Raw genomic sequence first — 12,483 nt, 5'->3', positions numbered from 1 at the left:
TATTAGTGACGGCCAAAGAAGCAGGTTCTTTCCATATTTTAGGTACAGTTAGGTTAAAGTATCATCGTGATTGGCAGTGTTATGTTTTAAGTAGGTTGGCTGTTAAATCTGCTTATAAAGGGATAGGGATTGGGACAAATTTAATGAAAGATGGAGAAAAGAAACTGTCAAAAATGGGTGAAATAAAGATCAGGCTGACAGTCGCTCAAAGCCACCCTTATTTAGTTAAAATGTACGAAAAAAAGGGCTATGAAATCGTAGAAGAACGTTTCCTCCCTGACTTGCCGTATGATAAATTTGTCATGGAAAAATCATTATAAAAAAATCCTTGACTCCCTCGTTACGTGATACTTTAGATTAAAGGTATCTTAGTGAAGGGAGAGAAGGATAATGGAAGCTTATCCGATGCCGTTGTTTGTTAAACTTTCAGTAAACAATATGGAAAGTTCTCTTAATTGGTACAAAGAAGTACTTCATTTTGATTCCGTATTTGAGCTGCCGGACGGAGATGGTAATACGATAATGGCTCATATTCGAGGGAACAAGTATCAAGACATCATGTTGGTGTCAGAAAAAATCGATCAGGAATCTACTGGAAAAGGGATTGTTCTCAACTTTACAGTAGAAGATATTGAAAGTTATGCTGAAAGAGCAAGCAAGATGTGCGCAAACGTAATAGAAGGGCCTATCGAGCGGCCATGGAATGCTCGTGAACTTTTTTTGTGTGACCCTGATGGTTATGTCATCACCCTTTCGATGCAAATAGATCAGACCAAAACGATGAATGATATCGTGGATCAGGTTAAAGCATAAAGTATGAACAGTACTTGATGTTTTAAATATACGAAAAATAGTGCTCCGTTTAATTGGAGCACTATTTTTGTTACCCTGCTTGATTGTTCGGCTGTCCTTGCTGCAATTGATACATTTGATAATATTTTCCTTTTTTATCCATCAGTTCGCTATGATTGCCGCGTTCGACAATTTGTCCCCGATCTAAAACGAGAATTTGATCAGCATTTTTAATGGTGGATAGGCGATGGGCAATGATAAAGGTAGTTCTGCCTTTTTTAAGCACTTCCATCGCTTCTTGAATAATCATTTCTGTTTCTGTATCAATGCTTGACGTTGCTTCATCTAAAATTAAGATCGCTGGGTTAAAAGCCAACGCACGAGCAAAGGAAATGAGCTGACGCTGTCCAGAAGAAAGCGTACTGCCTTTTTCAACGACTGGTTCATCATAGCCATTTTCAAGATTTTTAAAGACTTGATCTGCACCAACCGCCTTCAAAGCTTCATCTACTCTTTCAGGGGTGATCCGAGGATCATTTAAGCTCACATTCGAACGAATTGTCCCTGTAAATAAATAGGGATCTTGCAGTACAATTGCCATATGCTCACGCAATGTTTGCTTTGGAATATCTTTAATGTTTCGTCCGTCAATGCGAATCTCGCCTTTCTTACTATCATAGAAACGAAACAATACATTCATAATCGAGCTTTTTCCTGATCCAGTATGTCCAACGAGTGCAATCGTTTCTCCTTTTTTCGCTTCAAAGTGAATATCTTTCAAGACGTAATCGTCTCCTTTGTAGCCAAAGTAGACGTGGTCAAAAGTAACGTTGCCTTGATAACGCGTTATTTTTTCGTCGCACACGTCTTCACCTTTTTCATCAAGTAAACGGAACACACGCTCACCAGCAACGAGGGCTTGCTCTAAGTTACTGAACTGATTGACAATATCGGTGATTGGGTTCATCAAGCGATTAATATATTGAACATATGCGTAGAGGACCCCAATTGTGATTGCTGAGTGCGCTTCAATTGCACCACTTCCGAAGTACCAAATAAATGCTACGAAAATCAGATTTTTTAATATCCCAACAATATTATGGGAAGACAGCGCATTTAAGGATAACAGCTTATTTTGGTACTGAAAATGCGTCTCATTTACAGCTTCAAATTCCTTCTGCATTTTTTCTTCACGGCGAAACGCCTGAATAATCGTCATTCCTTGAATCGATTCATTCATCATCGCGTTCAATTCACTTACTTTCGAACGAATCACATGATTATACTTTGATGCATATTTACGGTAGATAATCATCCAAGTGGTTAATATTGGCAGCAATAGCAAACATAGAAGTGCCAGCTTTACATCTAAGATAAACATCCCCGCAAAAATCCCTGTCATGGAAATAACGCTTGTAAAAAAGGTCGATAAGACAGCAACATAAAGATCACGGATTGCTTCTGTATCGTTTGTAATCCTGGCAACGACTTTTCCAGCGGGAAGATTATCAAAATAACGAATTGGCAATCGTTGAATGTGGCCGAATACATCGATGCGCATTTTTTGAATGATGCGATTAGCGGCTTTTTGCAAGTAAAAATATTGTCCATAATGAAAGACTGCCGCAATGATAAATAGGCTAAAATAAATGATCATCAGCTTCACCATATGAGGAATTTCCGGCTGATAAAACGCAAGTGTTTCCGATATGGAGAGCTTATCAGCATCATATGCCGTAGTTTCACCACGAAAAGCAACGATGAGTTTTCCATTTTTGATAGAACGATTTCCCTCAAAAGGCACTTCTTCATGAACAAAATAAAAGCTGCGTTCTACTTGAAGAATTGTTGCCTTTTCACTTTTTACCGCTTGTTGCTTATCGAGATAGGACTGTCTAACATAGTTTACTCCTTGATAGGCAACGGAAGCGTCTGTTTGACTTGTTTGCATCCAATGGTCCTCAATGCCCAAAATATGATCATCTATCACTTTTTTTGCAATGAATGGCCCAAGGACATCAGCGCTAACGGATATTGCCAGCATTACGAGAGCAGCGATAATGAGCCCCTTAAAAGCGAATGCATATTGACATAATCTTTTTCCGACCATTATGCATGCACCTCCTCTGTCAATTGCTGGCGATCAAATTGTTCTTTATACCAGCCATTCTTTGCCAACAATTCAAGATGCATGCCTTCTTCTGCCACTTTTCCATCCTCTAATACAATAATCCAATCGGCATGTTCTACAGCCGATAAGCGATGTGTTGTAATAATGGTTGTTTTTTCTTTTCTTTCCTCGCGAATGTTTTGAATAATGCTTGCTTCGGTTTTTGCATCTACAGCAGACAATGAGTCATCTAGGATGAGTAGCTCAGGATCTTTAATAAGCGCTCTAGCGATAGAGATGCGTTGTTTTTGGCCTCCTGACAGCGCTACTCCTTTTTCACCGACGAGTGTTTCTACTCCTTCAGGAAGCATTTCCAAATCTTTATCAAAAGCAGCGAGCTTGATCGCTTTTTTTAATTCTTTGTCTGAAGCATTCTCATTTCCGAATAAAATATTTTCTCTAATGCTTCTTGAAAAGAGAACGTGATCTTGTGGTACATAGCCAATCCAGCTTAGCACTCGATCTTTTGGCAATTTAGCAATGCTATGTCCAGAAATCTCCAGCTCTCCATCACCTAATGGATATTCACGAAGAAGCTGTTTAATAAGGGTTGTTTTGCCGCTGCCTGTTTTCCCTACAACACCAATCGTATCGCCTTTCTTTATGTGCAAGGAAAGATGAGACAGGTTATCGATTTTTGCTGAAGGATATCGGAAGCTCAGATCAGCAAATTGTATCGCATCTAATTGATCTACTATTTTTGGTGATGTAGGCTCCTTCACATCCTCTTTATAATCCAATGTTTCCTGTACACGATCTAATGATGCATTTCCACGCTGCATGACGTTCATTAATTCACCAATAGCAAACATTGGCCAAATAAGCATTCCTAAATACATATTGAAGGAAACGAGATGGCCGAGCGTAATCTCTTGGTGAAAGACTAAATATACTCCGTACGAAAGTCCAATCATGTAGCTCAATCCGGTAATGACTTTTGTCAACGGATTGAATAGGGCATCGATTCGTTCGACATGAATATTTTTCTCATACACATCTTCAGTCATTTCTCGAAAACGTGCTTCATCTGCTCTTTCTTGTACATAGGCACGAATGACACGTACTCCAGCAACCGTCTCTAATACGTGGTCATTCAACTTTCCGAACGCATCTTGTGCTGTCATATAGCGTGTATGAATTTTCTCTCCTAATAGCCTCATAATCCAAGCGAGCAGTGGCAATGGAAGAACAGCCGCGATTGTGAGCTTCCATGAAACGAGAAAACCCATCGTCAATAAAATCGTAATCATATATAAAGTTGAATCAAATAGGGTTAACATCCCGAAACCGGCTGTCATAGAAACTGCTTTTAAATCGTTTGTTCCTCTTGCCATTAAATCGCCTGTTCGATTCTTTTCAAAGAAGGTTGGCGTCATTTTTAATAAATGTCGAAATAAGCGGGAACGCAATGTTTTTTCAACGATAAATGCACCGCCAAACAATTGGTATTGCCATACGAACGTAATCCCATAATTCATAATGGCGCCGCCAAGTAAAATACCAATATATAAGAGTAACGTTTGCATTGTTAGCGAGCTAAGAAATATGTGATCAATCGCTGAACCGAGAATGAACGGTGGAATGACCTCAAGTACGTTTGCAATACCTAACAATACAAGCGCAATGATATATCTTTTCCAATGTTTTTTAAAAAACCAGTTTAATTTTTGTAATACAGTAAACACGGAGCAAATCCTCCTTTTTCGTTAAGCTCAAAAAAGCAGTTGTTGTACTTTACAACATCGCTTTTTTGAAGATTCCTCGTTTTGCTATCCACTCTCTAGCTCCATCGCTTCCATTAGCAGCACATACATTGGTCTCATTGTACCTTCCTCCTCTATGAATAAAATGATCTATGAGAAACAGCATGTTCGTGTGCTTTCACTGTCAGCAGGAAAGGGGGGGACCCCGCTGCAGAACAGCTTGCACGTTATGCTGTTATCCCCAAAAAAAGGATAAAAAAAGAAGGATAGTGCGCCAACTTTATGTGTACGCAACTATCCTTCACACAAAAAAGACACAGATTGATATTAGGCAACCTGTGTCATTATTTTCCATAAAAGTAAAACATGATTCAATGAAAAAGAAAGACTTATATCGACAGGCTACGTTCATATGTAATTTGTTTACGGTTTACAAGCAAATGCAGTAATTTTTTCATCATCGTAGCCTCCCTTTCTTAAAAATTGAATATCGTATGGACATAATGTTAGCATAGTACAATTTTTAGTGTCAATAGATATTTGGAAAATAGTGTGTGAAAAAAATTGTTTAATGATAGATCGTATGACTTCCGTGTCATTAAATTTAATTACTAAAAGTTTCATTAAAGAACACCAAAGTACGATCATACGTGTCTGATTCTATATTAATTTTATAACAGAATTCCGCACATTATTTGTGCGGAATTCTCGTATTATGGAATCGGATGCCAGTTTTCTACCGTGCTAATACGTTCGCTCTTTATCAAGCGTTCTTCCACTTTTTCTCTGTCCACTTCAAAACCGATGCCAAGTCCAATAGGTACTGCAATCAACCCTTTTTCCATTACGACTTCAGGAACGATAATATCTTCATCCCAATAATGGGAGGAAGGTGCAGTATCTCCTGGAATAGTAAAGTTGGAAAGGGCGGTCATCGCAACGTTATGTGCGCGTCCGATGCCAGTTTCAAGCATACCGCCGCACCATACTGGTATCCCATTTTCTTGACATAGATCGTGTATGCGAATCGATTCTCCAAGTCCGCCAACTCTACCAATTTTAATATTGATAATGCGGCAGCTGCCAAGTGACAGTGCTTTTCTAGCATCCTCCAAGCTATGAATGCTTTCATCTAAGCAGATCGGTGTTGCCATTTCTTTTTGTAAGACAGCATGGTCAATTATATCGTCATGTGCCAACGGTTGTTCGATCATCATTAAATCAAATTTGTCCATATCTTTTAGATGAGCAACATCTTTCAGCGTATACGCGGAATTGGCATCTGCCATTAATGGAATAGATGGAAAGCGGCTGCGGACAGCTTCTAAATAGTCAAGGTCATAGCCAGGTGCAATTTTCACCTTGATTTTTTTAAAGCCTTCTTCGACATATTCGCCTACTTTTTCTACCAGCTCTTGAGGAGAACGTTGGATGCCAATACTTTTTCCAACTTCAATCGCAGTGTTTTTGCCGCCAATCAATTGTGCCAGTGATTGATTATTTTTCTTAGCAAATACATCCCAAATTGCTGTTTCTAAAGCAGCTTTTGCAATGTTGTGCCTTCGGACAAATGTAAGCATGTCGTGTACGTCGGCAGGGTGCTGAATGGTTTGATGCATCACTTTTGGTATCAGAAATTCTCTTAAAATATACGTTGCAGTAAAGGTTGTTTCCTCGTTGTAATAAGGCTCATCGCTTGTAACCGTTTCTCCCCATCCTGATAAACCTGATTCATCGATCACTTCAACTAAACAAACGTGTTTTTCGCTCATCGTACCAAAGCTTGTTGTAAATGGTGTTTTTAGCTTCATTTTAATCGTATGAAGAATGACTTCTTTTATCTGGATAGGCTTCATGCGTCAACAGCTCCTTTTTTGGTCGTTAAATGAATGATTTCAGTTAAAACATCAATACCGTTGAATAATGCTTCGCGATCGAACGTCATTTTCGGATGATGCAGTCCAGGTTTTAAATCACAGCCAAGCCCGATCATTGTCGCTTTTAATGTAGGCTTCTTAATGGTGTAAAAATGAAAATCATCGCCTCCAGGTGTAACGAGTGGAGGAGTCTGCTTATCTTGGCCGAGAACATGTTGAATAGCTGTACTTGCAATGTCTTCCGCTTCTTTGTTCACTTCAGCAGCAACGATTCCGTTTTGGTCGATAATAGAAATCGGTGATTGGAAGAGCTTTTCGGTCGCTTTCAGTATGTCTTGGACTTTTTCCTCCAACTGTTTCATTAGTTGGTTTGTTTGAGCACGAAGGTCGATTGCTAATGTCGCTTGCCCTGGAATGATGTTTGTATTTTTTCCTCCTGCTTGAAACTTTGTCACTTTAACGGAATGTGGAACTCTTGGATCCAAGTGAATCATATTTATTGCATTTACGATATGCGTACCGACTTCAATCGCATTGCTCGTTAGGTGTGGTCTTGCCCCATGGGCATCATCGCCGGAAATGGCGATTTCCAAAGAACCGGTTGCGCCATGAACAATACAAGGGGCTGCATATCCATTTGGTGTTTCTTGGGCAGGACGCAAATGAATGCCAAATAAATAGTCGACATCATCAATAACGCCTTTTTCTGTCATTTTTAACGCTCCTGTACCAACTTCCTCTGCGGGTTGAAAGATGAAGCGGACAGCAACTTTTTCTTTAAGGGATGGATCTTCCGCAAGCTTCCAAAGGACGCCAAGCACCATTGTCATATGCGCATCATGTCCACAAGAATGATTCCCTTGAAATGTTCCGTCAACTTCTTGCCATAAAGCATCCATATCAGCGCGAATGCCGATAATCGGATTTTGGCCATTAAAGTTTCCAAAATCGCCTATCACTCCTGTGCAATCAGGAAATGTTTGTACTTTACATCCCGCTGCTTCAAGATGTTGTTTGATATATGCTGTTGTTTCTGTTTCTTCCCAACTAATCTCCGGATGGGTATGGAGGTGTTGAAATGTTTCTAAAATTCTTTCCCTAAATGAACTCAAGTGGTTTCATCCTTTCATTTTTCGTTAAAAATTTCTTCACCATTCCCTAAATCTACTCGATATAGTATTTATTCGTTGGATTGACGAAATCGAGCTTTTGCACTTTTTGGGCAATATGTAAAATAAGTGTGTTCAGAACAGAAAAGGTAACTGGGCCTTTTTCTAAAATAGATTTTTGAGAAATTTGAATGTTTAACACATAGTCCCCGTATTTTGCGACTGGCGAGAGCTTTGAATCGGTAATGACAATAATCGTATTTCCGTTTTGTTTAGCCTCTTCTACAAGACGTATCGAATCCAAAGCGTAGCGATAATAAGAGAAAATGACAAGACAATGTTCTTTGCCTTTTTCTCCAATATTCATATCTGTCTCGGGTCGATATAAATACGTATTTTTTAATAAAAAGTGTAAAAGAAAAGAGAACCAATGCGCATATGAAAAAGAGTGATAATAGCCAACCACTTTAATTTGCTTTGCTCCCACGAGCGCCTCTACAATTTGTGATCCTATTGTCCAATCGATAGATGCAGCAGTAGCAGCAATATTTTTTTGATCCATTGCCATAATTTGTGCGAATGTATTGTTATTTGTGTCAGCTGCTGGTTGATCAATTGATCCGTATAAAGATAGGAGTGTCTGCTGAACATCTTTTTGCAGCTCACTATAGCCATCGTAGCCAATCGCTTTGCAAAACCGAATAACCATCGTTTCACTTACATCCAATAACGAGGCGATTTTTTTTGCAGAGAAAGTTGCAAAAGGGATTGGATCAGTTAATAATGCTTCTGCTACTTTTTTTAAACCTTTTGTCAATTTATCGTGGTGAAGCTCCGTCCTTTTCATATAATTCATCGGCAAACCCCTTTTTAAAGTTTTTACAACATTCCTATTGAAATAAATTATAAGCTTTAATATAATGATCATCAACTAAAAATTCTTTATTTTTAAGAATTAAAGGGGGAAAGCCATAAATTGTAAGATATTAACGTTTTAGATGCTGTCGAATGATACGTGATGATTATTATCTCAAGAATGTTCAGATAATTTACTATCCTTTGTCCATTGGCATGGATCAGGATAGGCACTTATACTTTTTTTATGTGCTTTAGTACGGCAGCAAGTTAATACAGAAAACAAAAAATTGGAGGAGAAACGATGACAAAGGCTGAAGAAGCAAAAGTAAAAAAGAAATGGGGGATACCAGATGCATACGTCATTTTATTTGGCATTTTAGTACTCATATCGATTTTGACGTATGTGATCCCTTCTGGTGAATTTGAGAGAAAAGAAGTAGATGGGATTACGACTGTTGTCCCAAATAGTTATGCGAAAATAGATGCAGAACCAGCTGGAATAATGGACGTTTTTCTAGCAATTCAGCAAGGGATGATTGATTCGGCACCTTTGATTTTTCTCGTATTAATCATTGGTGGTTCGTTTGCAGTGATAGAATCAACAGGAGCGATTGATGCTCTTATCATGAAAACAATTCAAAAATCAAAAAATAGAGAAGTCTTTTTAATTACAGCAGTATGTATTCTGTTTTCTATCTTTGGTACACTTGGTATCATTGTGAATGCTGTTATTGCATTTATCCCAATCGGGATTATTTTAGCAAGATCAATGAAATTAGATGCAATTGTTGGTGTTTCTATCATTTATCTAGGCGCATATGCAGGTTTCAATACCGCCTTTCTTGACCCACTTACGACTGGAACGGCACAAAGAATAGCGCAGCTGCCGCTATTTTCAGGAATTGGCTTTCGGGTGATTATTTATATTGCAGTCCTATTATCTACTATTATTTACATTGTTTGGTATGCAAAGAAGATTAAGAAAAATCCTGCAAAGAGTGTGCTTGGAAATAATCCATTTCCAAAAGTTGATGAAAAGAATGATTTGAATAAGGAAGTAGCCCTTACAAGCTTGCATAAATTAGTGCTTGGTTGGCTTGTGCTAGGCATCGGCCTTTACGTTTTTGGCGTCTTTAAATACGGATGGGCATTAAATGAAATGGCGGCTATTTTCCTTATTATCGCAGTGGGAACAGCTTTTATAGGAAAAATAACGCCGAACAAACTTGTTCAAGAGTTTTTTAACGGTGCGCGGGGATTGGTCTATGGCGCATTAATTATTGGAATGGCACGTTCAGTCGTGGTGATCTTGGAAAATGGGAAAATACTAGACTCCATCGTTCAAGCAATGGCGATTGCCATGGAACCATTTTCAAGTGTCAGCGGAGCCATTGCGATGTTTATTGCGAATGAAATTTTTAATATCTTCGTATCGTCAGGCAGTGGACAAGCAGTTATTGTGATGCCGATTATGACGCCGCTTGCCGATATTATGGAAATACCAAGGCAAGTAGCCGTACAGGCATATAAAATGGGAGACGGCTTTACAAATGTGATCACACCAACGTCTGGTATTTTAATGGCGAATCTTGCTATTGCAGGCGTCCCATGGCCAAAGTGGATAAAATTTGTGATGCCATTATTACTTATTTGGACAATTATAGGGATTATCTTTTTAGCAATTGGCGTCATGATCAATTGGGGGCCAATGTAAGGAAGAGGGGGCTGTCTGATAAGTCCTTAAAACGAAAGCAGCTAAGAAAAATGAAACAAATTTCCTTAGCTGCTTTTTTAAAAAAATGATACTTTTTCTTATTCTTCCTCCTCAAGTAAAATAACACTTTCTAAGTTATGTACAAATCTTCTTAATTCTTTTGCTAATTCATTATTTATATTACCAGCTTGATACCATTCATTGATAAGATTTCTTTGTGCTTCAATTGCTATTAATGCTAAGTATTCTTTTTGTTCTTCCTGTTTTGAAGAATCCATTTTATAAGAAGCATATTGTAAGTGACGATAATACATCTCCACTTTTTGCGCAATATCTAAAGAAAATTCATTCGTTTCACGAACATGCTTTACAATTGAGGATGACACATATTTTTTTAAATCTTTTTTTACAGTAATCATTTGTTCTACAACATTGGCAGGTAGTTTGCTCATCTTCCGTTCATGTAAAAAATAACGTAAACGACGTTTTAACAAAGTAAATGGCTGATTATTCAACATATCTTTTCTTTCTTTAAGAATATACTCAATTTCATGTTGAATTGATTCATTTAATTCATGCTTAGCCATATATTGATTCGTATAAATTGTTTCTAACTCCATCCCAATTTTTCTAGCTTCCAGTATTTGTTGCTTGTACGCTTGAAGTGCTTCCTCTGACTGTTTTCGCTCAATATTCAATAACATTGTGTTATATTGATTCATTAACCTTAGAGCTATAGGAGCATTTTCTTCAACCGTTTCACGTTGAATACTACGAATCGCATGTTTTATCATTTTTCGTTTTTCATCAATTAAATTTGACTGTTGGGCTGTTTCTTGAGCGTTTAATAAAGGTAAAAATATGGTGGCCATTACCAAGGTAAATAAAATAACACCTGCAGCTAAAAAGATGAGTAATTGACGGTCCGGGAATAATTCTCCTTGATTTGTTATTAGAGGTAATGATAATATCCCGACCATCGTGATAGTACCACGAACTCCAACAAGCGTTGTCACAATATGATCTTTCATTGTCACTGTTTCTTTGCTCTTAAATATTTTTTTATCCATTACATGAAAGAACATCATCCAAGCAAAACGGATTACGAACACCATCAAGCCAATTCCTAGCACATATAAAATAAGGATACTATTGTGAATTTCTTCGCTTACCAGTATAGAATTTGTGGCAGAAGGTAACATCAGTCCTAGTAAAAGGAAAATAACGCCATTTAATATAAAATTCACAATTGACCAAACATGTTCTGTCACCACTTGTTCTTGTGCAATGATACTTTCGGTCTTTTCTTTAATAATTGCTGAAATAATTCCTCCTGTTACAACGGTAATTACCCCTGATGCATGAAACACTTCTTCTGCTATCAAAAATAAAATAAAGGGTGTTAGAACTTGTAGCAGGACGTAAAATGTTAAATCTACAATTCCTATACGACGAAAATGAAGACGTATCAAAAATATTACTAATGCACCGAATATCCCAATAAATACACCAACAAAAAACATATAAATAAAATCATTTGTTGCTGATTTCAATGAAAAGTAACCTGTTACAATCGCCGCAACTGCATATTTAAATGCGATTAACCCCGATGCATCATTGATTAAAGATTCCCCACGAACTAAATTCATAATACGATCTGGAATATGAACCCGTTTAGCGATGACATTTACCGCCACTGGGTCAGTAGGCGATAAAATAGCCATTAAAGCAAAGGCACCCGCTAAAGGAATCGACAGAATCATCCAGTGCACAAATAGACCGCCAACAATAGTCGTTAATAATACTAATATAATAGCGTTTCCTAAAATGGGTAATCGCATTTTCCATAATTGTTCACGAGGAAAATGTGCTCCATCATAATAAAGTAACGGTGCAATAAACAATAGCAAAAACCATTCCGCTTCAACTTCAATGGTGAAATTCTTTGCTGCTAAAGCAACTATCATTCCAACTGCAATTTGAATGAGAGCAATCGGGATGAAAGAAATATAATGTGCTAGGACATTTGTCACTAATAATAATACAAGTAGAATCAATATCGATATTAAGATCTCCATGTACGGTCTCCTTTATAAGAAATATGCCCCCAGTTTTTCAAAGTCAACCAAATTATATCCCACATCTAACTGGCAGTAAGACCCCAACCTCGGGGAGTAAGAGGAATTAGAAGCGCTAGGTGGGGGATAACTGAAAGTCAAATGTCCGATTGGTTCAACTAACCATCAGTGGGGGATAAGAG

General features: G+C 37.9%; 9 protein-coding genes. 3 read left to right on the top strand and 6 right to left on the bottom strand.

Features of this window, described 5'->3' with window-relative positions; genetic code table 11:
• Window positions 1-5 precede the first annotated feature (5 nt).
• Both J2S08_RS05805 and J2S08_RS05800 read left to right on the top strand, forming a co-directional pair.
• On the top strand, window positions 6-320 hold the full coding sequence (locus J2S08_RS05805) for a GNAT family N-acetyltransferase (RefSeq protein ID WP_307227570.1): 315 nt from the start codon (window positions 6-8) through the stop codon (window positions 318-320).
• A gap of 70 nt (window positions 321-390) precedes the next feature.
• Window positions 391-813 (top strand): VOC family protein, encoded by a 423-nt coding sequence (locus J2S08_RS05800; protein ID WP_307227568.1) that lies wholly within the window; start codon window positions 391-393, stop codon window positions 811-813.
• 70 nt (window positions 814-883) lie between these two features.
• Here J2S08_RS05800 and J2S08_RS05795 read toward each other — a convergent pair whose 3' ends face one another.
• From J2S08_RS05795 to J2S08_RS05775, 5 genes are all read right to left on the bottom strand, one after another.
• The gene (locus J2S08_RS05795) at window positions 884-2,902 is read right to left on the bottom strand and encodes an ABC transporter ATP-binding protein (RefSeq protein WP_307227566.1); all 2,019 of its coding nucleotides are present in this window, start codon (window positions 2,900-2,902) and stop codon (window positions 884-886) included.
• Entirely contained in the window at window positions 2,902-4,647 is a 1,746-nt protein-coding gene (locus J2S08_RS05790) for an ABC transporter ATP-binding protein (RefSeq protein WP_307227564.1), read from the bottom strand. Before J2S08_RS05790 ends, J2S08_RS05795 begins: the two co-directional genes overlap by 1 nt.
• A 731-nt stretch (window positions 4,648-5,378) precedes the next feature.
• Complete coding sequence (gene menC, locus J2S08_RS05785; RefSeq protein WP_307227563.1) at window positions 5,379-6,521, bottom strand: o-succinylbenzoate synthase; 1,143 nt, start codon at window positions 6,519-6,521, stop codon at window positions 5,379-5,381.
• Window positions 6,518-7,654: a M20 peptidase aminoacylase family protein gene (locus J2S08_RS05780; protein WP_307227561.1), complete on the bottom strand. Its 1,137-nt coding sequence runs from the start codon at window positions 7,652-7,654 to the stop codon at window positions 6,518-6,520. Before J2S08_RS05780 ends, menC begins: the two co-directional genes overlap by 4 nt.
• A 52-nt stretch (window positions 7,655-7,706) precedes the next feature.
• Complete coding sequence (locus tag J2S08_RS05775) at window positions 7,707-8,507, bottom strand: MurR/RpiR family transcriptional regulator (protein ID WP_307227559.1); 801 nt, start codon at window positions 8,505-8,507, stop codon at window positions 7,707-7,709.
• Between the two features lie 303 nt (window positions 8,508-8,810).
• On the opposite strand from J2S08_RS05775, the gene J2S08_RS05770 reads away from it, so the two are divergent.
• The gene (locus J2S08_RS05770; protein ID WP_307227557.1) at window positions 8,811-10,223 is read left to right on the top strand and encodes a YfcC family protein; all 1,413 of its coding nucleotides are present in this window, start codon (window positions 8,811-8,813) and stop codon (window positions 10,221-10,223) included.
• 98 nt (window positions 10,224-10,321) lie between these two features.
• Here the strand turns inward: J2S08_RS05770 and J2S08_RS05765 are convergent, their stop codons facing one another.
• A complete protein-coding gene (locus J2S08_RS05765; protein WP_307227555.1) occupies window positions 10,322-12,301 on the bottom strand; it encodes a cation:proton antiporter in 1,980 nt (659 codons plus the stop codon).
• Window positions 12,302-12,483 lie beyond the last annotated feature (182 nt).

It is taken from the genome of Bacillus chungangensis, from assembly GCF_030812995.1.
Lineage (GTDB): Bacteria > Bacillota > Bacilli > Bacillales > Bacillaceae_C > Bacillus_CF > Bacillus_CF chungangensis.
This window is presented reverse-complemented; position numbering and strand designations above follow the sequence as displayed.

What these genes read in the sequence shown, in the direction of transcription:
- J2S08_RS05800 (WP_307227568.1), top strand. Translation starts at nt 391, where the DNA reads ATGGAAGCTTATCCGATGCCGTTGTTTGTTAAACTTTCAGTAAACAAT.
- menC (WP_307227563.1), bottom strand. Translation starts at nt 6,521, where the DNA reads ATGAAGCCTATCCAGATAAAAGAAGTCATTCTTCATACGATTAAAATG.
- J2S08_RS05775 (WP_307227559.1), bottom strand. Translation starts at nt 8,507, where the DNA reads ATGAATTATATGAAAAGGACGGAGCTTCACCACGATAAATTGACAAAA.
- J2S08_RS05765 (WP_307227555.1), bottom strand. Translation starts at nt 12,301, where the DNA reads ATGGAGATCTTAATATCGATATTGATTCTACTTGTATTATTATTAGTG.
- J2S08_RS05795 (WP_307227566.1), bottom strand. Translation starts at nt 2,902, where the DNA reads ATGGTCGGAAAAAGATTATGTCAATATGCATTCGCTTTTAAGGGGCTC.
- J2S08_RS05770 (WP_307227557.1), top strand. Translation starts at nt 8,811, where the DNA reads ATGACAAAGGCTGAAGAAGCAAAAGTAAAAAAGAAATGGGGGATACCA.